Below are 23,199 nucleotides of genomic sequence, written 5' to 3'. Positions count from 1 at the left end.
GCGGTGCGCTGCCCGGATCGTTTCTCGTATTCAAGGAGAGGCTCCAATGGCTCCCAAGGTACTGATTTCCGACAAGCTGTCGGACGCTGCCGTGCAGATCTTCAAGGATCGCGGCATTGACGTGGACTTCCTGCCGGACGTCGGCAAGGACAAGGAAAAATTGCTGGAGATCATCGGCAAATACGATGGTCTGGCAATCCGTTCGGCCACCAAGGTTACGGAAAAAATCATTGCAGCGGCTGAAAATCTGAAGGTGATCGGCCGTGCCGGGATCGGCGTCGACAATGTCGACATTCCCAAGGCGACCGCGCGCGGTATCATCGTCATGAACACGCCCTTCGGCAACGCGATCACCACTGCCGAACATGCCATCTCGATGATGATGGCGGTTGCGCGCCAGATCCCGGCGGCGGATGCCTCGACCCAGGCAGGCAAATGGGAGAAATCCCGTTTCATGGGCCGTGAACTTACCGGCAAGACGCTCGGGTTGATCGGTTGCGGCAATATCGGTTCTATCGTGGCGGACCGGGCCATCGGCCTGAAGATGAAAGTGATCGCCTTCGATCCCTTCCTGACGCCGGAAAGGGCCGTTGCGCTAGGTGTCGAGAAAGTCGAGCTTGACGGCCTCTTGTGCCGGTCCGACTTCATCACACTGCACACACCGCTCACCGACAAGACGCGCAACATCATCGATGCCAAGGCCATCGAGAAGATGCGCAAGGGCGCGTATCTGATCAACTGTGCCCGAGGCGGGCTTGCGGATGAGGCGGCAGTGCGGGCGGCCCTGGACGCCGGCAAACTCGGCGGGGCGGCGTTCGACGTCTTTGTCGAAGAACCAGCCAAGGAAAACCTGCTGTTCGGCGCACCGAACTTCGTCTCGACGCCGCACCTGGGTGCTTCCACCACGGAAGCCCAGGAAAACGTTGCGCTGCAAGTGGCAGAGCAGATGTGCGACTACCTGCTACAGGGCGCAGTCCGCAACGCGCTCAACATGCCGTCCATTACTGCCGAGGAAGCACCCAAGCTGGTGCCGTTCGTGCGGTTGGCCGAACAGTTGGGCTCCTTCGCGGGGCAGCTGACGGAGACCGGCATCGAAGGGGTTCGCCTGGAATATGCCGGTGCCGTTGCCGAGATGAACGTGCAGGCGCTGACTGCAGCTGCGTTGACGGGGCTGCTGACACCGCTCCTGCAGACGGTCAACATGGTTTCCGCGCCCATCCTTGCCAAGGAAAGGGGCATGAAGATCGAGGAAATCCGCCGCGAAAAAGACGGCGCCTACGAGACCTACATGCGCCTTACGGTGATCACCCAGCGTCAGGAACGTTCGGTCGCAGGCACAGTCTTTGCCGACGGAAAACCGCGGATCATCCAGGTGAAGGGCATCAACATGGAGGCCGAGCTCGGCCCGCAGATGCTTTACATCACCAACGAGGACAAGCCGGGCTTCATCGGACACCTCGGGATGGAACTCGGCAACAGCGGCGTCAACATCGCGACCTTCCATCTCGGCCGTCTGGCCCCTGGGGACGATGCGATCTGCCTTGTGGAGGTGGATGGCGACGTGTCTCCGGAGGTTCTGGCACGGCTGGAGGCCGTTTCCCACGTCAAGCAGGTCAAGGCCCTGCATTTCTAGAATGGCTGGCGTTCGACGGAACGCCCGCTGATCCGCTATCCGGTCAAAAAGGGTGCGTGCCCCTAATCGCGCCTTCCGGATGTACGTCAGGTGCAGCCCAAGTTCCTGGCGCTTGAGCCTTCTGCCTTTTGCAGAAGGCTCCTTTTTTCCCGAACCGATCAGACTGCCGGCGCGCGGCGCTTTTTGAGGATGCGTCCGTCAAGGACGACGAGGCCTGCCAGCAGCACGGCAAAGCCACCAAGCTGAAGCACACCCAGATTTTCTCCCAGGATCAGCCAGCCGAAGAAGAGAGCGCTTGCCGGGACAAGGAGCGTGACCAGCGAAGCGTTGGTCGCGCCGGCTTCGGCCAGAATCTGGAAATAGATCAGGTAGGCAAGGGCGGTTGCCAATATGCCGAGCGCGAGCACATTGAGCCAGGCCGTCAGACTGGGATCGGCCATGGTCCAGCTACCGGCAGTCAGAAGAGCGACCGGCAGCATGAGGGTGGTCGAGCCGAGCAACTGACCCGTTGCCGTCACTTGCGGCGGCAGCGTCTTGAAGCGGCGGGCGAAGGTCGCCGCGCAGGCATAGGAGATCGCGGCACCCAGGCAGCAAAGCTGTGCCCACAACGGGTCGCTCGCAAGGCCCGACAGGCTGCTCCACAACATGATGGCGACACCTGCAACACCCAGCACCACACCGGCAATCCTGTTGCCCTGAAGCGTTTCCTGTTTCGTCAGCAGACCAGCCACGATCACCGTGAAGACAGGCGTCGTTGCATTCAGGATGGATGCGAGGCCCGCACCGATTTCTGTCTGTCCGAGAAACAGGAGAGAGAAGGGAATGGCGTTGTTCAGCAGTCCCATGACCAGAAACGGCACGGCATATTTTTTCTCCAGCCGGTTCAACATGCCACGATGCCAAAGGATCATCAGCAGGACCGTGCAAGCAATGGAAACACGCAGGAACACGAGAACAAACGGCGGGATTTCGGCAACGGCCACCTTTGCGAACAAAAAGGACCCGCCCCAGATGGCGCCAAGGACGGTCAGCATGATCCAGTTACGAAGTGGCATTGCACGATCTCTGATTGAGTGATGTTTCTCAGGTAGCACCCCACCGGAAGGAAGAACACCCGAAACGCGAGTAGAGGACTGGTCGCTTGTGAGGATGGGGCGTGATGCTTTGGGGCGCCCCTTGTTCGTTGGGCCGTCAAGACCGGAGAGGTGAAGGTGGGCGTTGTCCGGGCTGCCTTCCTGCTTTCGACGACGAATTGAGACGGCCTGTCCGTTTTGTCTGTGCAAGCGTCGGTCCTGGGCTTGCGCAGTCGGTTCACTCCGGCAACAGTATCGAGGCCGCGTTTTCTTCGGCTGCTCGGAAGAGTTCTTCATTCATGACCCAGGTTGCCCCTGCAGCGGATTCCAGATCGCTTGCCGGACGTTTGACACCGTTGCTGGTTGCCGCCGCTTGCCTCCTGGGCGCGAACGGACTTTCCGTGACAATGATTTCGGTGCGCGCCAAATCGGAAGGCATGTCCGATGCGCTCATCGGGTTGCTGGGGTCGTGCTATTTCGGCGGCATGATCGTCGGTGTGCTGCTGACACCGTTTCTGATCGCGCGGGCAGGGCACATTCGCGTCTTTTCCACGCTGGCTGCAATCAGCGCCATCGCCATTCTGGCGATTGCCTTCACACCCGCCGGCTGGCTCTGGATGGTCGTGCGTCTGGTGAGCGGGGCGGCTTTTTGCGGCACAACGATGGTTCTGGAAAGCTGGCTCAATTCCATCGCCACCAATTCGTCCCGCGGGCGGATCCTTTCCGTCTACCGGATAGTCGACATGATCGCCGTCATGGGCAGTCAGTTCATGCTGCCTGCGTTCGGTCCGCTTGGTCCGGATATTCTGATCGTTCTGGCCATCCTGTTCTGTTTCGCGCTGGTGCCGATCTCCCTGACAAGTGAGCGCAATCCCGCAGCGCCGCCCGCGCGGTTCTTCGATCCGCTCATGTTGTGGCGCGTGTCTCCGGTCGCCCTTGTCGCCGTCTTCACCATTGGCCTCACCAACGGTGCGTTCCGCATGGTTGGCCCGGTTTATGCGGAAGGAATTGGGCTGGGGCTTGAAACGGTTGCCGCGTTCATCGCGATCTGGGTCTTTGCCGGGGCGATCTTCCAGTATCCCGCAGGCTGGCTGTCCGACCGGCTCGACCGGCGTGTGGTGCTCGGTGTCTTTACCGTCGGTGCCGGGCTGGCCTGTCTCTTCATTTCGGGGTCTTCGACCCGGCTGGAGCTTTTTGCAGGCGTCTTCCTGTTCGGCGGATTTGCCCTGCCGCTCTATTCCCTTTGTGCGGCCCATGCCAACGACAATGCCGAGCCGGGGCAATTCATCGATGTGGTGGCGGGGCTCACGCTTGCCTATGGCGTCGGCGCCATGGCGGGGCCGTTCATTGCCTCACTGGTGATGGAGCAATTCGGCCCCTCGGCCTTCTTCCTCTATACCGCCACACTGCACCTGTCGCTCGTTGTGTTCATCTTCGCGCGGATCGTCAGCCGGGACGCTGTTCCCGCAAGCAAGCGGCATCGCTTTGTCTGGCTGCTGCGCACGTCGCCGATGATCTTCAGGCTTGCGCGCAACGACAAGCCGGATGCAGGTGAGCCACCGGCTAAATAATCTGCCGTCGCGACATTGCCGCAAATGCAGTCTAATCCGGGAAAAGTCCGTTCAGGTGCACGGTATGACTGGTCAATTGTCACAGGGGTGACCGGGCCGATCAGGAGAGCTGGCAAAAAAACCTGCTTTTGGCTCTCAATCTCCCTGCGGAGACTCGCATGAGCAGGGAAACCTGTCTATAGTCCGCGCCGTTTGCCCCGGTCCGGTTGCCGGGGCTTGTCGTGTTGGCACCCCGGACAAGTTTCGGATGGTGCGGAAGCTGCTTCAGGAGAGCAAAGTCTAGATGGCGAATGTGGTTGTTGTCGGTTCGCAATGGGGTGACGAAGGCAAAGGCAAGATTGTCGACTGGTTGTCGGAACAAGCCGATGTCATCGTAAGGTTCCAGGGCGGGCACAATGCCGGTCATACCCTTGTCATCGACGGTGTCAGCTACAAGCTGTCTCTCCTGCCGTCCGGGGTTGCACGCGAAGGCAAGCTGTCCGTCATCGGCAACGGCGTCGTGCTGGATCCGCATGCGCTGGCAGAGGAAGTCGAACGCCTCAGCAAGCAGGGCGTCGTGGTGACGCCGGAAAGCCTGCGTGTTGCCGAGAACGCAACGCTGATCCTGTCTCTGCACCGCGAGCTTGATGCGTTGCGCGAGAATTCCAACACCGGAACGCGCATCGGCACCACCAAGCGCGGTATCGGACCGGCGTATGAAGACAAGGTTGGCCGCCGCGCTATCCGTTTGATGGACCTGAAGAATCTTGCCACTCTGCCAGCCAAGATCGACCGCTTGCTGACGCACCACAATGCGCTGCGCCGGGGTCTTGGCCAGGATGAGGTTTCCGCACAGGCGATCTACGACGAACTCGCCAGCGTTGCGGACAAGGTCCTGCCCTACATGGACAAGGTCTGGTACCTGCTGGACGATCTGCGCCGTCAGGGCAAGCGTATCCTTTTCGAAGGTGCACAGGGCGCGTTGCTCGACATCGACCACGGCACCTATCCCTTCGTGACGTCGTCCAACACGGTCGCCGGCCAGGCTGCGGCAGGCAGTGGCCTTGGCCCGAATTCGATCAACTATGTGCTCGGTATTACCAAGGCCTATACGACACGCGTCGGCGAGGGCCCGTTCCCGACCGAACTGAAGGACGAGATCGGCGAGTTCCTCGGTACGCGCGGCCATGAGTTCGGTACGGTTACCGGCCGCCGCCGCCGCTGCGGGTGGTTTGACGCTGTGCTGGTGCGCCAGACCGTCTGCACCTCGGGCATCACCGGCATCGCGCTGACCAAGCTGGATGTTCTGGACGGTCTTGATGAAATCAAGATCTGCATCGGCTACGAACTGGATGGTGAGCGCATCGATTATCTGCCGGCTTCGCAGGGTGCCCAGGAGCGCGTGAAGCCGATTTACGAAAGCCTGCCGGGCTGGAAGGAATCGACCGAAGGTGCTCGCACCTGGGCCGATCTGCCGGCGCAGGCGATCAAATATGTGCGTCACGTCGAAGAACTGATCGGTGCTCCGGTCGCTCTTCTGTCGACAAGTCCGGAACGGGACGACACAATTCTTGTGCAGAATCCCTTCCAGGATTGAGATCTGTGACGTTAGAAGCACATTATTAAGGACTGCGGTTGCGTGCTGCGAATCACCGCACGCAACCACCTTTCGTTTTCGGCGTTCCATGTGTGTGCCGAACAAACAATCTGTGTTAGGAAAAGGGTACTGCGAGGTTCTCTGTCGCGGCGAAGTTATTGAAGAAATAGCACCGGTTTTCGAAAAACTTGCTATAAGCCTGAGAATGAAACGAAATCTCGGGCCCGCAGAACAGATCCTTGCAGTCGGCCGGTAGGCAGGAAGATGGCTGATTACTATTCAATTCTGAAGAAAACGATCGCGTCTTTACCTGAAAACAATGGTGCTGCACGCAGAAGCGTTTACAGCCGTGCGCGCAATGCCATCGTCAATCAGCTGAAAGCCTATGAGCCGCCGCTGGCGCCGTCCGAGATCACGGCCGAGCAGCTGCGTCTGGAAGAAGCCATTCGCAAGGTGGAAGCCGAAGCCGCCCGCGAAAGCCTCGGTCTCAGCCCCACTGTTCCGAAGGTCGAAACGCCGACCCCGGCGCCGCAGGTTTCCGCGCCGCCGGTGACACAGCCTCCGGCTGAACCGGTGGCAGAGGCTGCGCCGGAAGCGCCTGCGCCTGCGCCACAGGAACCTGAAACAACTGCAGCACCGGTGGTGGATACCCCGGCTCCGTCACCCTTGAAGGAAACCCTGACACAGGCCGAAGCGCTTGGCACCGCGGCCAGCCAGGCTGTTCACCACGCCAAGGAAGCTGCCGACCCGGGCGCTGCGCCTTTGCGCCAGGAGCCCTCTTTCGGCGGACCTGTGCAGCCGGAACAGACAGATGATGGCCTGTTCGAGCCTGCAGATAACGTCGGTGCGGCCGATCCCGCCGATCAGGCTTATCCTGGCGACGAGACAGCCAAGCCGAAGGACAAGTCGACCTCCAAGAAAAGCCGCTCCAAGCGCGCCAAGCCGAGTGCTTCGGATGCGCTGCGTGGTGATTCTTCCGGCAGCCGCACCGTTCCGATCGCGATTGCTGCGGGTGTCCTGTTGCTGGTGCTCCTGGGCGCCGGAGCCTATTTCCTGATGCCTGCGGGCGATGAGACAGCCGACAGCGGCAACGTGCCGGTCGCGTCTTCTTCGCAAACGCCTGTCGATACGCAGCCGGACACCACGCCGGAGCCTTCGACCGCTGCCCCTGCCGGAGAAGGTGAAGAGCCTTCGAAAAACACCGACCGCCTGTTGAACGAAGGCGAGACGGATGTGGTTGCCCCGGATGCACGCACGGTAACGACGACGACGATTACCGGACAGTCTGATTCGCCTGCGCCGGCCGATACACCGCAGGTCGATACACCAGCTTCCGCTGCGCCCGAACCTTCCCAGCCGTCCATCGTGACGAGCGGAGAAAACGATCAGTCTTCTGCGACCACCGAAAGCCCGATTGCGGTGCCGGAAGACAATCTCTCGGCCATTTCGCCTGACGAAACTTCACCGGCTCCGTCCGCCACGGCGGCGGATTCCTCGGTGCAGCGCTCTATCCTTTACGAAGAAGGGGAAGAGTCCGGCGGTGCCGGAACGGCTGCGCAAGGCGCTGTCGTTTGGGGTGTCGATGAAGAAACGAATCTGGACGGCAAGGCTCTCGCGGTTCTGAGCGCCTCCATTGAAATCCCCGAGCGGGATGTGAAGGTCGACATTCGCATCAAGCCGAATGACGATACTTCCTTGCCCGCCAGCCATCTGGTCGAGATCAAGTACGAGTTCCCGGAAAACTTCGCTCCGGGTGACGTCGTCAACGTGCCAGGCCTGGTCATGAAGCCTACGGAAGAAGCTCGTGGCGATGCTCTGATCGGCGCTTCCGTGAAAGTGTCTCCGGGCTTTTTCTGGATTGCCCTTTCCAGCTTGCCGAACGAGCAGCAACGCAATCTCGCCCTGCTGCGTGAACGCGGCTGGATCGACATTCCGATGCTTTACGAAAACGGCAAGCGCGGCATCCTGACCCTGGAAAAGGGAACCGCCGGTGCAGAAGCCGTAGAAAAGGCGATCACGTCCTGGCAAGCCGGCTAAGCGCCAGCCTGCCGCCTTTCAAAATCTGAAGAAGCCGCCTCACGGCGGCTTGCCTTTTTCCGTCACACAAGGCATGGTCCGCCTTGGTCCGAGGGGTGTTCCGGTTACCGGAGCTGAGATGGCGTAATGCCGAACCCTTAGAACCTGATCCGGGTCATGCCGGCGAAGGGACGGAATCCTTAGCCTATTCCCGGATCTCCATTGTCATTTTCGGCTTGTCCGAAGACGGGAGATCCTATGCGTACTTGTCTGCGACCACTGCGGTCGCCGCACATCCGAATGCCGGTATCGGCTTTCATGCGTTCCTGTTGGCCAACGGCGGCGGGGGCTGCTGGATGATGGCGTTTGTGAAAGCTGTTGCCAGGACCATACTCGGCCTGCTGCTGACTGTCGCAATCTGGGCGGCTATCGTCCATGTGTTCGACACCCAGCATTATATCCTGCCGGGTCCGGACCGCGTCTTTACGGCCTTTGTCAAACACGCAGGCTTCCTTCTGCATCATGCCGGCATCACCGCCTATGAGACGGTGCTCGGGTTTGTGCTGGGGGCAGCCGCCGGGGCATTGCTTTCCGTTCTTTTGTGGCTGTTTCCGATTGCTGCAAGATTTGCCATGCCGCCCATTCTGGTGACGCAGGCCCTGCCTGTTTTCGCAATCGCGCCGATCCTGGTGCTCTGGCTCGGTTTCGGGCTGGCCTCCAAGATCGTCGTCATCATCCTGGTCATCTTCTTCACGGTCACATCGACGTTTTTCGATGGCCTGCAGCGGCTTGACCCGGGTTTGTGCGATCTCGCCCGGCTTTATCGTCTGTCTCGCCTGAAGGAACTCTGGTTCTTTCGCCTGCCGTCAGGCTTGCCGGCGTTTGCCTCCGGCCTGCGGGTGGCCGCGGTGTTCGCTCCCATGGGGGCGATCATCGGCGAATGGGCCGGGGCAAAAGGAGGCCTTGCCTTCATCATGCTTCAAAGCAGCAACCGGATGCAGGCGGACATGATGTTCGCCGCCCTGATCCTGCTCGCGGCGATGGTGCTGATCATGCGCTTTGCCGTGAACCATCTCACCCGACTTCTTGTTCCCTGGCAGCCGCTCACCTAGCTGCCGCTTTACGGAGGACCTTATGAAAAAACAAATCCTGTCACTAGCATTGGCCGCCGGGCTGCTGGCATCGGGGCCGGTACAGGCCAGTGAGAAACTGACCTTGCTGCTCGACTGGTTCATCAATCCGGATCACGCGCCGCTGGTAACTGCGCAGACCAAGGGTTTCTTCGAGGCAGAAGGCCTCGAGGTTGAGATCATCGAACCGGCGGACCCGGCGATGCCGCCGAAACTGGTTGCTGCCGGGCAGGGCGATATCGCGGTGTCCTATCAGCCGACGCTTCATGCGCAAATCGAGGAAGAGCTGCCGCTGAAATGGATCGGTACGCTGGTGGAGACGCCCCTCAATTCGCTCATCGTGCTCAAGGACGGCCCGATACAGGAACTGAAGGACCTCAAGGGCAAGAGTGTCGGCTTTTCCGTTTCCGGCTTCGAGGACGCGATGCTGGGCCAGATGCTGCGTTCGGCCGGTTTGACCATGGATGATGTGGAGCTGGTGAACGTGAATTTCGCGTTGTCAGGCTCTCTGCTTGCCGGTCAGGTGGATGCGGTGATCGGCGCATATCGCAATTTCGAGCTCACCCAGCTCGAAATCGAAGGCAAACCCGGCAAGGCTTTCTTCCCCGAAGAAAACGGCGTGCCGATCTTTGATGAGCTGATCTATGTCGTCAACAAGGACAAGACGGACGATCCACGCTTCGCCAAGTTCCTGGCAGCCGTGGAAGCGGCCACGATCTATCTGAGCAATCACCCGGAAGAAGCCTGGAATGCCTTCATAGAAGCGTATCCGAACCTCAATGACGAGCTGAACAGGCGGGCATGGTTCGATACGTTGCCGCGGTTCGCCAAGCGTCCCGCTGCACTTGATGAAGGCCGCTACCAGCGCTTTGCGGAATTCATGGCCGAAGCCGGTCTGATCAGCAAGGTCGTGCCGGTGGAGAGCTACACAGCCGAAATCCGCTGAACATCAGCTTAGGCAAAAGAAAAGCGCCGGAGCACAGCTCCGGCGCTTTTTTGGGTTCTCTTTGTCCGAGTGCCTCAGGCGGCGGGCTGGTCCATTGTCCGGGCGCTGTTGCGCACGGCTTTCTGAACCTTTTCGAAAGCGCGAACCTCGATCTGGCGGACGCGCTCGCGGCTGACGCCGAATTCGCCCGAAAGGTCTTCCAGCGTCATCGGGTCTTCGGCCAGGCGACGTGCTTCAAAGATGCGCCGTTCGCGCTCGTTGAGCACGTCCATCGCGTCGTTCAGCATTTTGCGACGCATGTCCAGCTCTTCCTGATTGGCAAGCAGGGTTTCCTGACTGTCGCTTTCATCGACAAGCCAGTCCTGCCATTCACCGGCATCAGCTTCCGCGCGCACGGGCGCATTCAGGCTGGCATCGCCGCCCAGACGGCGGTTCATGGACACCACTTCCTCCTCGGACACCCCGAGTTTGGTGGCAATCTCAGAGACCTGATGCGGCTTCAGATCGCCTTCGTCCAGCGCCTGGATCTTGCCCTTGAGGCGACGCAGGTTGAAGAACAGGCGTTTCTGGTTGGCCGTGGTCCCCATTTTCACGAGGGACCATGAGCGCAGGATGTATTCCTGGATAGCCGCCTTGATCCACCACATGGCATAGGTCGCGAGCCGGAACCCCTTGTCCGGTTCAAAGCGCTTGACCGCTTGCATCAGGCCGACGTTGCCTTCGGAAACGACTTCTCCGATCGGTAGGCCATACCCGCGGTAACCCATGGCAATCTTGGCGACGAGGCGTAGATGGGAATTGACTAGGCGTTCTGCAGCTTCAGGGTCTTCATGCTCTTTGTAGCGCTTGGCGAGCATGTACTCTTCCTGCGGCTGAAGCATCGGAAACTTGCGGATCTCGTCCAGATACCGGCTGAGACCGCCTTCCCCTGCTGTAAGCGTCGGAACGTTCTGGGCCATAACATGCACCCCCTTTCGTCAAGTTTGCGACCCCTTCCTCCCGCTGCCCCGCAGTGATACGCAAGCAAGCCATTTTTGAGGGAAGGCGGACGCACAATAGTGTCCGTACAGGCACACAGAAGCTTCTAATATAGGTCCAAATTGGCCGATTGCATGGTCAGAAAACGAAAACGCATCCTAAAATTTTTGTAATCCGGACAAAAGATTTGCGAAATCATCCGGGTAAGGGCTCTCAAAGCGCAAGGTTTTACCATTTGCCGGGTGTTCGAAAGCCAGCAGGCCGGCATGCAGGGCTTGCCTGTGAAAACCGTTCACGAGGCTTTTGAGCGGCTCATCGAGCCTGTTTGCCTTGGTCTTGAAACCCGACCCGTAATCATCGTCTCCGATCAGCGGATGGCCAATGTGGGCCATGTGAACGCGGATCTGGTGGGTGCGTCCGGTTTCAAGACGGCATTCCAGCAGCGAGGCGAGCGCAGGCTGTTCGGCATTGCCGAAGCGCTCCTTCACCTGCCAGTGGGTAATGGCGTGGCGGCCGGAAGTCTTGACGACGGCAATCTTCTGACGGTTTGCCTGTGAGCGGGCCAGATTGGCGTTGATCGTGCCTTTCAGGCCGGAGGGTGCTCCCCAGACCAGAGCCGAATAGGCGCGTTCCAGCGGTCCGGTGCGGCCGTGGTCGGCAAACTGGGCTGCAAGGCCCTTGTGGGCCTGGTCGGTCTTGGCGACGACAAGCAGTCCGGAGGTGTCCTTGTCGATCCGGTGAACGATGCCGGGGCGCTTCACGCCGCCGATGCCGGAAAGGCTGTCACCGCAATGATGGATGAGTGCATTGACGAGGGTGCCGGTCCAGTTGCCGGCGCCAGGATGGACGACAAGCCCCGCCGGTTTGTCGACCACGATAAGGTGTTCGTCCTCAAAGACGACCGAGACGGGGATGTCCTCGCCCTTGGGCTCGGGGTCTTCCGCCTGCGGCAAAGTGAGGGTCAGGGCATCGCCTTCATTGACCCGGTATTTCGGCTCCACTATTTTCGCGCCGCCGACGGTGACGTCCCCGGACTTGATCAGGGACTGGATCCTGTTGCGGCTAAGGGCTTCCAGATGAGCCGCCAGCACCGCATCCAGCCGTTTCCCGGCATCGGCTGCATCAACTGTTAAACTGAAATCCTGGTCCAGACCGGCCGGATACTCGAGGGAATTGTCTGTCATGTCACAACCTGATTATCGGGATGAGGGGCCGGGTGAAAAGCCGCTTGATCCTGCGGCCGAACGCATCCAGGCCAAGCTGAAGCGTCTGTTGCTCGGCTCGTCCCTCGTCATGATCGCCGGCTTTATCGCTGTCTTTGCAGCAATTCTCTACAAGATCAACTCCAATAAGTCCGATGTTTCAGCCGATCAATATGCTGCAACAGTGGCAGTTGGCGCTGACGCGGAAATTTTGCAGGCCGACCTTTCGAACGGTCTCTTGCTGGTTCTGGTGCGCGAAGGCAGCAAGACGGCGCTACTGCGCTTCGATCCTGTCACGGGCAAGCAACTGGGTCGCACGGATTTTGTCGCGCGCTGACGTAGCGTCGCGCATACGGCGCGCGGTTATGAACAGGCATGTGACAGAAAAATGAAAATTAGGGCTTGCGTCTTTTGTCATGCAGCCGTATACGCACGGTCCTCGGCTTGAGGCACTGAGCTTCTCAAGCCCCGCGCGCCCATCGTCTAGCGGTCTAGGACGCCGCCCTTTCACGGCGGAAACACGGGTTCGAGTCCCGTTGGGCGTGCCATTTTTCCCCAAGGCACAAACAGCATATCCACATCCTGCGCACAGGGTTCTCCACCCGTTTGTGCACCGGTTACACGGAGTGCTGTGTTCGATCAGCTGGCAGTGCTGTCTTCCTGCTGGCCGGTCTCGATCAGCTCGACTTCCGCGTCTTGCGCGATCTGCGCGAAGTCTGGCGAGGGGCAATAATCCGTCACGAAAGTAGTGACCTGTCGCAGGTGTCCGACACGGACCGGTGCAGTGCGCTCGAACTTGGTGCTGTCGGCGGCCAGAATGACGTGCCTGGCGTTGTCCATGATGGTCTTGGTGACTTTCACTTCCCGGTAGTCGTAATCGAGCAGGGAGCCGTCGGGATCGATCGCGGAAGCGCCGATGACGGCAAAATCGACCTTGAATTGGCGCATGAAGTCCACCGCGGCCTCGCCGACAATGCCGCCGTCGGAATGGCGCAACACGCCACCGGCAATCACCACCTCGATCTGGGAATAGCCGCGCATCAGGCTGGCGACGTTGATGTTGTTGGTGATCACCATCAGGCCGCGATGCTGGAGCAGCGCCTGTGCGACCGCTTCCGTGGTGGTGCCGATGTTGATGAAGATGGACGCGTTGTCGGGAATGAGCGAGGCAACCTTCTCGCCGATGTCTGCCTTTTCCCTGCTGGAGATGATCCTGCGGGCCTCGTAGCCGACATTTTCGATGCCGGACGACAGCAGGGCCCCGCCATGGGTGCGCGCCAGCAGGCGCCGGTCGCAAAGCTCGTTGAGGTCCTTGCGGATCGTCTGCGGGCTGACATCAAACCGCCGGGCGAGATCGTCGACGCTGACGCGGCCCATCTGCCGTGCGAGTTCGAGAATGGCGTTGTGGCGTTCGATCAACATGTACGGCAGACTCATCCTGTGCATGACGGGCTGGCTGCGTTCCTGCATCTGCAAACGGAAATGCGGGCGAGGAGCAACAGCGCGTCAGGTTCGTTCAATATTCGGACGAATGTCCATCGGACTAGATGACCGGAGCGACCTGCTCAGATCAAGCCACATCTTTCTTTTTTTGTTTCGTGGCTTTCGTTTTCCGGTCGCTGTCTTGCGCGGCGCCTGTGCTTGCCGGCGTTGTTTCCGCTTCCGGCTTTGGCTTGTTCCGGCTGGAGGCAACGATCCTGCTTACCAGCGCTTCAGCCGCGTTGGCGATATCGCCGGATCTTGATTGAGCTTGTGTCGTGCCCTGGTCCGCGTCGGCCTGCAGATTTTCCTTGGAGGATGTCTCAGGCCGGTTGCGATCTTCCGGTGGGCTGTCCTTGGTCTGAAAAGAAACCGGGACGAAAGGCGGTGCCGGCTTTGCGGGAGCGCTTGCGGCAGAAGCATTGACGGCTGGAGACGCCTGACCGGTCAGCTTTTCGGCAAGGGCGCGGAAATCGCGGCGCAGATCCACGAGAGCAGGAACCGAGGACAGGTCCTTCTGCAGCTTTGCCATCTGGGCGGTGATCCGCTGAAGCGCACGGTCTTTTTCAGCAGCGTCGGCCTGGTAGCGGGCAGCTTCGCCGGAAAGCTTTTCCAGCTCGGCATCAAGATGTTTCTGGCGCTCGTTTTCCGGGAGCCTGGCTGCGTCCAGCATCAGCGACAGACGGGTGACTTCAGCCTGTGCGGACACATAGTTGGATTCGGTGTCAACCAATTGGGCTTCCAGTTCGGCGAGCCTCGTCTTGGCGGTTTCGCTGCGCGCTGCATCCATCTGGCCTGCAACAGTCGGCTCATACCGGGCCAGCTTGGCCTTCAAAGTGGCAACTTCCGCTTCAAGTCCGGTTATTGTGGCAAGTGCCATGGTGCCGGACGCCGGCAGCCAGCCGCTGTCGTCTTCTGCGGGTTCTTCCGGCTTCGCCTCGGCAGGCGTGTCTTCGGGGGTCTTGGTCCAGCTTTCCGCAAGAGCCCGTTCGGCTTCCGACAGCTTCTTTTTCAGGGAGGTCACTTCGGACGACAGCATGTCGACAGCGTGCTGATCACTTGCCTGGGCGGCGACCTTGGCTTCCAGGCCGGAAATCGTTTGCTTGTGAGATTTCGTCAGCGCTTCAACTTCCGCCCGCATCCGCGTGGTTTCGAGCTGAAACTTCGCAGCCTTCTCACGCTCGTTGTCGAGACGCTTCTCGACACGGCGCAATTCGACCGCATGGCGCGCGCGTTCCTGGTCCTGGGCAGCGCGGACTTCAGCGTAACTGGTCGGATTGACGGCGCGCAGGGCTTCTTCGGTCAGTCGGGCGGCCCGGCGGTAAAATGCGGGCAGGATTGCCAGTCCGATCAGGCCGGCGGTGCAAAACCCCAGCGCCACATACATCGCTGCTTCAATCAAGTCCGGCTCCCGGTTACGTTCTAAAAAACGCCCACAACTCCATCATTAGACGACAGTAGGCCTGCCGCCAAGTGTCCTGCGTGGAACGAATGCAACCCGTCTTCGTCGCCAGGTTGCGACAGCCGCCTTCCTGGTCCGATCAGAACGGGTTCCAGGTCGGCTTGTCGGTGAACTTCAGGTATCCCATGTTCAGCCCGAGACGGGCGCCGACACCGGCGCGCACAGGCACCAGCACGATTTCGTTGTTCAAGAGCACGGTCATGCCGACCCCGCCGACCAGGTAAGCCGATCCGTTGACACCGGCAAAGCGGGTGTAGAGGGAGTTCACGGTGGGCAGGTTATAGACCAGCATCATCACCCGGGCACCATCCGCGCCAAAGTCCCAGCCAACGGACGGGCCTTGCCAGAACAGCTTGTGAGTGCCGGCGTTGCGTGTGTAGAGGTTGCCTTCGCCATAGCGGGCGCCGGCGATGAGCGCTCCGGAGCCTTCTTCCCCAAGCACGTAACCGTTCGGTTCGCCGTAGCTGGAGAAGGCCTTCTCGACGACTGATGCAAGCCCACCCGAAACAGAGCCGAAGAACTGGTGACCTGCCTGCAGGATTTCGTCCTGGTCGTAGGTCTGTCCAGACGGAATGGGCTCGTTGCCGGAATTCTGGGAGTACGCCGGGTTGGAAAACGCAAATGCACACAAGGCCAGGAACGCAGCCGATATCAGGGATACAACTCGCCGGGAACTTTGTGCCATTCGATATTCTCCCAAAATCTGTTGGCCGCGCCGATTGTTGCCGCTCGGTCAGACCGCAATGTTAAACTGATGCAATATCATGCTGATTCGCATGAGATGGTGCACCTTACATAAGCCGAATCAATGGAAAGCTGGCCTCAAAAAAAGACAAGGTTATGTCTTTGTGCTGTATTGATCCTGCTCTCCTGTCTTTTTGCGGGGAAAGTCTTCGCACGTCCCCAGGTTTTCGTTCCCGATCCGATCACGGGATACGCGCTCGGCGGACATGACCCGGTGAGCTATTTCGTCGATGGTTACCCGCGCAAGGGAAAGCGGAACCATGTGCACAAATGGGGTGGCACGGAATGGATCTTCGTCAATGAAGGCAATCTTGCCGCCTTCAAGCGGGATCCTGAAGCCTATGCGCCGCTTTTTGCCGCCTGCGGCGGGTATGCGCTGTCCGAGGGCTTTGGCACGGCCGGCAATCCGTTCATCTATGCCATTGTCGACGGACGACTGGTCTTTTTCCATTCGGTGGTCAACCGGTTCCTGTTCGTCGTCAACGGCAGCCAGCTGATGACGGCGGCCCAAGACAATGCCGAACGGGTCGGCTGCGTGCCGATGCGGTAGGTGGTTACCCGGTTAAACTGCTCCCGGACGCCGGAAAAGGCGGATTTCGGGGCAAACTTTCATCTGGATGACATGGTTTGCTGCCCGCCGCTGCCTTGGCAGCCGCTGTGCGGATGTGTAACTCTTGCAGCCACAATATCGAATCAGTTTCCGCCGCCTCCTCAAGAAGAGCCTCAAAACGCCATGTCTGCACTAAAAGAGCTTTCCTCTCTTGATCTTGCCGCCCTGGTGGCCAGCCGCGTCTGCCACGACATCATTTCTCCTGTCGGGGCGATAACCAACGGGTTGGAAGTGCTTGACGAGGAGGGGTCGGAGGACATGCGTGAATTCGCCATGGACCTCATCCGCAAGAGCGCGCGCCAGGCATCTGCAAAACTGCAGTTCGCCCGTCTTGCCTTCGGTGCTGCAGGCTCGGCAGGCGCGGAGATCGACCTGGGGGACGCTCAGGTCGTTGCCACCGGGTTCATGGAAAACGAAAAATCCGATCTAAATTGGCAATTGACCCGGCACCTGATGCCGAAGAACTACGTAAAACTACTTCTCAACTTGATCCTCATCGCCAACCAGTGCGTTCCGCGCGGTGGAGAAATCAAGGTTGAAATGGAAGGCGACCCACAATCTCCGTCCTTCACGCTTCAGGCCAGCGGTCTCAATCCGCGCATTCCGCTCGGAATGAAGGAAACTCTGAGCGGAGAAGAGCCTGAACGGGTCGATGCGCACTCGGTTCAGCCGATCTACACGTTGCTGCTCGCCCGTGAATGCGGCATGGTATTAACGATAGATAAACAAGAAGAGTTGGTAAAAATAACGGCCCTCTTGGCAGAATAAACAAGGCCTTCAAAAGTCTCCATCCGCTTCAGCGTATCTTAACTGTTTGCCGTCAACCTAGCTCTCATGGACTTCTCGGTCCAGACGTCCCTTTTGGGATGCGGAACCAGTAACAAGTCGGGTGAGAGCAGGCCATGGACGACCTCCTCAGGGAATTCATTACAGAGACGAACGAAAGTCTCGATGTTGTTGACGTTGAGCTCGTAAAATTCGAGCAGGAACCGAACAACGCGACTATCCTAGATAATATTTTCCGCCTGGTGCACACGATCAAGGGCACCTGTGGCTTCCTGGGTCTTCCCCGTCTTGAAGGTATCGCGCATGCGGCTGAAACCCTCATGGGCAAGTTCCGCGATGGCGCTCCTGTCACGCAAGAGGCCGTTTCCCTCATTCTGACCTCGATCGACCAGATCAAGGACATTCTGGGTGAACTGGAAGCTGCCGAAGGCGAAGAGCCGCAAGGCGACGACAGTGAGCTGATCGGCCAGCTGGAAGAGATGTCCGCGAAAGCTGATGCTGCCATGAAGGGTGGCGCAGCCGTTACGGAAGCGCCTGTGGCTGAAGCCGTTGCGGCAGAGCCTGAAGCGCCTGCCGAAGAAGCTGCCGCCGAGCAAGCTCTTGAACGTCCGCTCCGTCCTGGCGAAGTGTCGCTGGACGAACTGGAGCGCGCGTTCCGCGAAACCGAAGTTGAAGTCGAAGTCGCCGAGCCGGAAGTTCCGGAACTCGAAGAGATCGTCGACGAAGCCGATGAGCCAGAGCCTGCTCCCGTTGCGGTCAAGGCAGAAGCCAAGGCGGCTGCGAAAGCCCCGGCGAAAAAGGCTGGCGGCGAAGGCGGCGAGAAGAAATCCTCCGGTGGCGGTGTTTCCAACCAGAGCATCCGCGTTGCGGTCGACACGCTCGAGCACCTGATGACCATGGTGTCCGAACTGGTGCTGACCCGGAACCAGCTTCTGGAAATCGTACGCCGCCATGAAGACAGCGAATTCAAGGTGCCGCTGCAGCGTCTGTCGAATGTAACTGCCGAACTGCAGGAAGGCGTCATGGCGACGCGCATGCAGCCGATCGGCAATGCCTGGCAGAAACTGCCGCGCATCGTTCGCGATCTCAGCCAGGAACTTGAAAAGCCGATCGAACTGGAAATGATCGGTGCGGATACCGAACTGGACCGCCAGGTTCTCGAGATGATCAAGGACCCGCTCACGCACATGGTCCGCAACTCGGCCGACCATGGTCTTGAGCGTCCGGATGAGCGCCGCTCCGCAGGCAAGCCTGAAAAGGGTACCATTACCCTGGCGGCTTACCATGAAGGCGGCCACATCATCATCGAAGTTCGCGATGACGGTAAGGGCATCGACGTCGACAAGGTGAAGGCGAAGGTCGTGGAACGCGGCCTGGCGTCGGAAGCCGAAGTCGACAAGATGACGGACGCCCAGATCCACAAGTTCATCTTCGCAGCCGGGTTCTCCACGGCCGCAAAGGTCACGAGCGTGTCCGGCCGCGGCGTCGGCATGGATGTCGTTCGCAACAACATCGAACTGATCGGCGGTACTGTCGACCTGCGCTCTACCCAGGGCAAGGGCTCGAGCTTCATCATCAAGATCCCGCTGACGCTTGCCATTGTTTCGACGCTGATCGTCGAAGCCGGCGGCGACCGGTTCGCCATCCCGCAGCTTTCCGTTGTCGAACTGGTCCGCGTGCAGACCAATTCGGAACACCGTATAGAGCGGATCAAGGACACCCCGGTCCTGCGCTTGCGCAACAAGCTGCTGCCGCTGGTGCACCTGTCCCAGCTCCTCGGTATCTATGAGGGCGAAAACGCGGACGAGGCGATTGATGCGGACAACGGCTTTATCGTTGTCATGCAGGTCGGTAGCCAGACATTCGGCGTGGTTGTCGACGGTGTCTTCCATACGGAGGAAATCGTGGTCAAGCCGATGTCGACGATGCTGCGCAACCTCGGCATGTTCTCCGGCAACACCATCCTGGGCGACGGTTCCGTGATCATGATCATCGATCCGAACGGCATCGCCGGTGCCATGGCAAGCCATGCATCCAGCGCGGTCACCGAGAATCAGGAAGACGAACGGGAAGACCTGCAGAGCCGCGCGATTTCCGGCCAGAGCTCGATCTCGCTTCTGCTGTTCCGTGCCGGTGCGCCGGAACCCAAGGCCGTGCCGCTGTCTCTGGTCACGCGCCTGGAGGAGTTCGAGGTCTCCAAGATCGAACGGTCGAACGGCCGCGATCTGGTCCAGTACCGCGGTGCGCTCATGCCGCTCGTCTATCTGAACGAAGGCGACAGCCACAAGTCGGAAGGCACGCAGCCGATGCTGGTGTTCTCCGATGCGGGACGCTCCATGGGCCTCGTGGTCGACGAGATCGTCGACATCGTCGAGGACCGCATGAACATCGAAGTCGGTTCGGAACGTCCGGGCATCCTCGGCTCTGCCGTGGTGAAGGAACGTGCGACCGAGATCATCGACCTCGGCTACTATCTGCCGCAGGCCTTTGAAGACTGGTTCATGCGCAAGGAAATGGACATCGAGGCGCTGACGAAGAAGGTTCTCTTCGTGGATGACTCGTCCTTCTTCCGCAACATGCTGACACCGGTTCTGAAGGCTGCCGGCTACGATGTGACCACCTGTACCGGTCCACATCAGGCGTTCGAACTTCTGGAAAACGGCGACAAGTTCCATGCGATCGTCAGTGACATCGAAATGCCGGAAATCAACGGCTTCGAGTTCTGTGAATCGCTGCGCCGCGATCCCCGGTTCCGCAATATTCCGATCCTGGCCCTGTCGTCCATGGTGACGCCGGCCTCGATCGAACGCGGCCGCCAGGCGGGCTTTGACGACTATGTCGCCAAATTCGACCGTCCGGGCCTGATCGCCGCCCTGAAAGACGTCTTCTCCGGTGAAATGGGAGCTGCAGCATGAGTGTGCTGGAACACAAACTGACCGCGGAGCAAAAAGCCGCAAGTGACATGATCCAGTATGTGACCGTGGTCATCGGCGGCCAGCTGTTCGGCCTGCCCATTTCCCAGGTTCACGACGTGTTCGTGCCGGAAAGCGTAACTCGCGTGCCGATGTCCGCACCCGAGGTTCAGGGTGTCCTGAACCTCCGTGGACGCATCGTCACCGCAATCAACATGCGCCGCCGCCTTCACTTGCCTCCGCTGAAGGAAGGGCAGATGATGGCCGTGGGCATCGAGTACAAGCAGGAAAGCTACGGCCTTGTCATCGACACGGTTGGTGAGGTGCTGACGCTGCCGTCCGCATCTGCAGAGCCCAACCCGTCGAACCTGGATCGCCGTTGGGCCGAGATCTCCGGAGGCGTCCATCGTCTGGACGGCCGCCTGATGGTCATTCTGGATGTCGACCGTCTGCTTGGTGCGATGTTCACCGAACCCATGGCTGCAGCATAACTGGGCCGCAATGGCCATTGAGTGGAGTTACGCCTGATGAAACAGTGCCTCGTAGTAGATGACTCAAGCGTCATCCGGAAGGTGGCTCGCCGCATTCTCGAGGATATGAATTTCGAGATTACGGAAGCGGAAGACGGCCAGAAGGCGCTTGACGAATGCCGCAAGACCATGCCGGACGCGATCCTGCTGGACTGGAACATGCCCGTCATGGACGGACTTGAGTTCCTGACCAGCTTGCGTGCGGAAGAAGGCGGAGAAAACCCGATCGTCGTATTCTGCACGACCGAAAACGATGTTGCTCACATTGCCCGCGCCATCCGCGCCGGTGCAAACGAGTACATCATGAAACCGTTTGACCGCGAAATCGTGGAAGCCAAGTTTCAGGAAGTCGGTCTTATCTAGTTTCGAGTTGGGCAGTCTAAATGGCGTTTGCGCAAAGAAGCATAACTGCGGGCACGAGTCCGGGCAGCGACCCCATCAAAGTCATGGTCGTAGATGACGCTGTCGTCATCCGCGGACTCCTGACACGCTGGCTCGGTGAAGACAAAAGTCTGAAAGTCGTCAGCTCGCATCGCAACGGCAAGCTTGCTGTAGAAGATATCGAAAAAAGCAATCCGGACGTCGTCGTTCTCGACATCGAGATGCCGGAAATGGACGGCATGACGGCCTTGCCGCTCATGCTGGCGAAGAAGCGCGATCTCGTCGTGATCATGGCTTCGACGCTGACCCGCCGCAACGCGGAAATCAGCTTGAAGGCCCTGTCTCTGGGCGCGGCCGACTATGTGCCGAAGCCGGAATCGACTTCCGAGGTCACGACGTCCATCGATTTTCGCCGTGAGCTGATCGAGAAGGTCAAGGCTCTTGGGGCACGTGCACTGCGCATGCGCGGTCCCGCGCGCACCATGCGTGCAGAAACCAGCGCAGGCCGCACCGCGCAGCCGGTCAGACCGATTTCTGCGCGTCCGGCAACGGATACACGGGCGACCTTTCGCGGAGCTGCTCAACCGGCGGGAGCTGCTGCCGGTGCAGTGAAGTACCAGACACGTCCGTACTCTTCCGCGCGTCCGCGCATCCTTGCGATCGGTTCCTCGACGGGCGGTCCGCAGGCGCTGCAGGAAGTCATGCGCGAAGTCGGTACGGCCATGAATGATGTGCCGGTGGTCATCACCCAGCATATGCCGCCAACCTTCACTGCCATTCTGGCCGAGCATATGGGCAAGGCTGCCCTGCGTCCGTCCAAGGAAGGTGAAGATGGCGAAGTGCTGAAGCCCGGCAATATCTATGTCGCGCCTGGCGGCAAGCACATGATCGTGGAAAAGGACGGCGGTGTCGCCAAGATCCGGCTGACCGACGGTCCTCCCGTGAATTTCTGCAAGCCTGCCGTCGATCCCCTGTTCGACAGCGTTGCGAAGGTATTCGGTTCGGCAAGCCTGGGTGTCATCCTGACCGGTATGGGTCATGACGGCGCTGAAGGCGTCAAGACGATTGCAGCAGGCGGCGGCAGCGTGATCACGCAGGACGAAGCCACAAGCGTGGTCTGGGGCATGCCGGGCGCAGCTGCACAAACGGGCGTCTGCAGCGAAATTCTACCCTTGAAGGAGATCGGCCCGAAGATCTCGCGCGTTCTGAAGGGGAACACGAGATGACCCCGAGCGAGTTCGAGTTTCTGAAAAACTTCCTGAAGACCCGTTCCGGCCTGGTTCTGTCGAACGACAAGCAATACCTGGTCGAAAGCCGTCTTCTGCCGATTGCACGCAGTTCCAAGCTGGAAACACTCAGTGCGGTGATCCAGCAGCTTCAGCGCGGCACCAACAGAGCGCTGGAAACGGACGTCGTCGAGGCGATGACGACCAACGAGTCGTTCTTCTTCCGCGACAAGACACCGTTCGAGCACTTCAAGGACACGATGCTGCCGGCGCTGCTGGAAAGCCGCGCGACACGCAAGCAGATCAAGATCTGGTGTGCGGCTGCCTCGACCGGGCAGGAGCCTTATTCCCTTGGCATCTGCCTGAAGGAAGATGCGGCCAAGATGGCTGGCTGGCGAACCCGGATCCTGGGTACGGACCTCTCCAACGAAGTGCTGGAAAAGGCCAAGACCGGCCTTTACAGCCAGTTCGAGGTTCAGCGTGGTCTGCCGATCCAGATGCTGCTGAAATACTTCGAGCAGAAGGGTGACATGTGGCAGATCAATGCCGGCATGCGCGCCATGATCGAATGGAAGAAGCTGAACCTGCTGGAAAGCTTCACCCATCTGGGCGAGTTCGACATCATTTTCTGCCGCAACGTGCTGATCTACTTCGATCAGGCAACCAAGACGGAAATCCTCGGCCGGTTGGCGAAATCCTTGCCGGATGACGGTTATCTCGTTCTCGGTGCCGCAGAAACCGTGGTCGGTCTGACGGATGCCTTCAAGCCGGTGCCCGGTAAGCGAGGCCTCTTCCAGAAGAAACAGGCTGCACAGGCCGCGACCGGCACGGCAGCAACGCCGCGCCTGGCCGTGGGAGCTGGAGCAGGCTTGGGTCTGCAGCGTTAAACCTGCGTCCCTCCTTCAGCACGGTTCGGACATTTCGGATCAAGTTCAAAGGCGGCC

The 23,199-nt window shown here is 59.7% G+C and carries 20 protein-coding genes, 1 tRNA gene and 1 riboswitch; of the genes, 15 read left to right on the top strand and 6 right to left on the bottom strand.

Annotated features, from left to right (window positions below):
• The first annotated feature begins 46 nt into the window (after positions 1–46).
• Positions 47–1,633 carry a phosphoglycerate dehydrogenase gene (gene serA, locus HCG46_RS07010; protein WP_023003430.1) on the top strand — a complete coding sequence of 529 codons (1,587 nt, stop codon included), beginning with the start codon at positions 47–49 and terminating at the stop codon, positions 1,631–1,633.
• Positions 1,634–1,791: 158 nt separating this feature from the next.
• Here serA and HCG46_RS07005 read toward each other — a convergent pair whose 3' ends face one another.
• Positions 1,792–2,688 carry a DMT family transporter gene (locus HCG46_RS07005; RefSeq protein ID WP_168685343.1) on the bottom strand — a complete coding sequence of 299 codons (897 nt, stop codon included), beginning with the start codon at positions 2,686–2,688 and terminating at the stop codon, positions 1,792–1,794.
• Positions 2,689–3,005: 317 nt separating this feature from the next.
• Between HCG46_RS07005 and HCG46_RS07000 the strand changes: the two genes are divergently transcribed.
• From HCG46_RS07000 to HCG46_RS06980, 5 genes are all read left to right on the top strand, one after another.
• A complete protein-coding gene (locus HCG46_RS07000) occupies positions 3,006–4,277 on the top strand; it encodes an MFS transporter (RefSeq protein ID WP_077291776.1) in 1,272 nt (423 codons plus the stop codon).
• A 283-nt stretch (positions 4,278–4,560) separates the two neighbouring features.
• Positions 4,561–5,853: an adenylosuccinate synthase gene (locus HCG46_RS06995; protein WP_023003427.1), complete on the top strand. Its 1,293-nt coding sequence runs from the start codon at positions 4,561–4,563 to the stop codon at positions 5,851–5,853.
• Positions 5,854–6,117: 264 nt separating this feature from the next.
• On the top strand, positions 6,118–7,890 hold the full coding sequence (locus tag HCG46_RS06990) for a hypothetical protein (RefSeq protein WP_168685341.1): 1,773 nt from the start codon (positions 6,118–6,120) through the stop codon (positions 7,888–7,890).
• An 81-nt stretch (positions 7,891–7,971) separates the two neighbouring features.
• Positions 7,972–8,078: riboswitch (TPP riboswitch) on the top strand.
• Between the two features lie 57 nt (positions 8,079–8,135).
• A complete protein-coding gene (locus HCG46_RS06985; protein WP_353621812.1) occupies positions 8,136–8,981 on the top strand; it encodes an ABC transporter permease in 846 nt (281 codons plus the stop codon).
• A 22-nt stretch (positions 8,982–9,003) separates the two neighbouring features.
• Complete coding sequence (locus HCG46_RS06980) at positions 9,004–9,945, top strand: ABC transporter substrate-binding protein (protein WP_023003424.1); 942 nt, start codon at positions 9,004–9,006, stop codon at positions 9,943–9,945.
• Positions 9,946–10,019: 74 nt separating this feature from the next.
• On the opposite strand, the gene rpoH is transcribed toward HCG46_RS06980, so the two are convergent.
• Entirely contained in the window at positions 10,020–10,904 is an 885-nt protein-coding gene (rpoH, locus tag HCG46_RS06975) for an RNA polymerase sigma factor RpoH (protein ID WP_023003423.1), read from the bottom strand.
• A gap of 177 nt (positions 10,905–11,081) precedes the next feature.
• Entirely contained in the window at positions 11,082–12,107 is a 1,026-nt protein-coding gene (locus tag HCG46_RS06970) for an RluA family pseudouridine synthase (protein ID WP_075284841.1), read from the bottom strand.
• Between HCG46_RS06970 and HCG46_RS06965 the strand changes: the two genes are divergently transcribed.
• On the top strand, positions 12,106–12,462 hold the full coding sequence (locus HCG46_RS06965; RefSeq protein ID WP_023003421.1) for a hypothetical protein: 357 nt from the start codon (positions 12,106–12,108) through the stop codon (positions 12,460–12,462). The two genes, HCG46_RS06970 and HCG46_RS06965, sit on opposite strands and share 2 nt — an antisense overlap.
• Before the next feature lie 135 nt (positions 12,463–12,597).
• Positions 12,598–12,673: transfer RNA gene (locus HCG46_RS06960), tRNA-Glu, on the top strand.
• Between the two features lie 91 nt (positions 12,674–12,764).
• Here HCG46_RS06960 and HCG46_RS06955 read toward each other — a convergent pair.
• The 3 genes from HCG46_RS06955 to HCG46_RS06945 all read right to left on the bottom strand — a co-directional run bounded on the left by HCG46_RS06955 (position 12,765) and on the right by HCG46_RS06945 (position 15,751).
• Positions 12,765–13,547 carry a DeoR/GlpR family DNA-binding transcription regulator gene (locus HCG46_RS06955; RefSeq protein WP_031270508.1) on the bottom strand — a complete coding sequence of 261 codons (783 nt, stop codon included), beginning with the start codon at positions 13,545–13,547 and terminating at the stop codon, positions 12,765–12,767.
• A 148-nt stretch (positions 13,548–13,695) separates the two neighbouring features.
• Positions 13,696–15,006 (bottom strand): hypothetical protein, encoded by a 1,311-nt coding sequence (locus HCG46_RS06950; RefSeq protein WP_209009340.1) that lies wholly within the window; start codon positions 15,004–15,006, stop codon positions 13,696–13,698.
• 139 nt (positions 15,007–15,145) lie between these two features.
• Positions 15,146–15,751, bottom strand: coding sequence for a DUF1134 domain-containing protein (locus HCG46_RS06945; RefSeq protein ID WP_023003415.1), 606 nt, complete (start codon positions 15,749–15,751; stop codon positions 15,146–15,148).
• 171 nt (positions 15,752–15,922) lie between these two features.
• Between HCG46_RS06945 and HCG46_RS06940 the strand changes: the two genes are divergently transcribed.
• From HCG46_RS06940 to HCG46_RS06910, 7 genes are all read left to right on the top strand, one after another.
• On the top strand, positions 15,923–16,360 hold the full coding sequence (locus HCG46_RS06940; RefSeq protein WP_023003414.1) for a YHS domain-containing (seleno)protein: 438 nt from the start codon (positions 15,923–15,925) through the stop codon (positions 16,358–16,360).
• A gap of 183 nt (positions 16,361–16,543) precedes the next feature.
• Positions 16,544–17,188 (top strand): histidine phosphotransferase ChpT, encoded by a 645-nt coding sequence (chpT, locus tag HCG46_RS06935; RefSeq protein WP_023003413.1) that lies wholly within the window; start codon positions 16,544–16,546, stop codon positions 17,186–17,188.
• A gap of 134 nt (positions 17,189–17,322) precedes the next feature.
• Positions 17,323–20,121 carry a chemotaxis protein CheW gene (locus tag HCG46_RS06930; protein ID WP_055661212.1) on the top strand — a complete coding sequence of 933 codons (2,799 nt, stop codon included), beginning with the start codon at positions 17,323–17,325 and terminating at the stop codon, positions 20,119–20,121.
• Complete coding sequence (locus HCG46_RS06925) at positions 20,118–20,609, top strand: chemotaxis protein CheW (RefSeq protein ID WP_023003411.1); 492 nt, start codon at positions 20,118–20,120, stop codon at positions 20,607–20,609. The genes HCG46_RS06930 and HCG46_RS06925 overlap by 4 nt, the downstream gene beginning before the upstream one ends.
• Positions 20,610–20,645: 36 nt before the next feature.
• Positions 20,646–21,011, top strand: coding sequence for a response regulator (locus HCG46_RS06920; protein ID WP_031270504.1), 366 nt, complete (start codon positions 20,646–20,648; stop codon positions 21,009–21,011).
• Between the two features lie 20 nt (positions 21,012–21,031).
• The gene (locus tag HCG46_RS06915; protein WP_023003409.1) at positions 21,032–22,255 is read left to right on the top strand and encodes a chemotaxis response regulator protein-glutamate methylesterase; all 1,224 of its coding nucleotides are present in this window, start codon (positions 21,032–21,034) and stop codon (positions 22,253–22,255) included.
• The gene (locus tag HCG46_RS06910; protein WP_023003408.1) at positions 22,252–23,142 is read left to right on the top strand and encodes a protein-glutamate O-methyltransferase CheR; all 891 of its coding nucleotides are present in this window, start codon (positions 22,252–22,254) and stop codon (positions 23,140–23,142) included. Before HCG46_RS06915 ends, HCG46_RS06910 begins: the two co-directional genes overlap by 4 nt.
• The last annotated feature ends 57 nt before the right edge of the window (positions 23,143–23,199 follow it).

This window comes from Labrenzia sp. PO1, from assembly GCF_012273635.1.
GTDB classification, from domain to species: domain Bacteria; phylum Pseudomonadota; class Alphaproteobacteria; order Rhizobiales; family Stappiaceae; genus Roseibium; species Roseibium algicola.
Note: the sequence above shows the minus strand (reverse complement) of the source record. Positions and strands in the feature narration are given on the sequence as shown.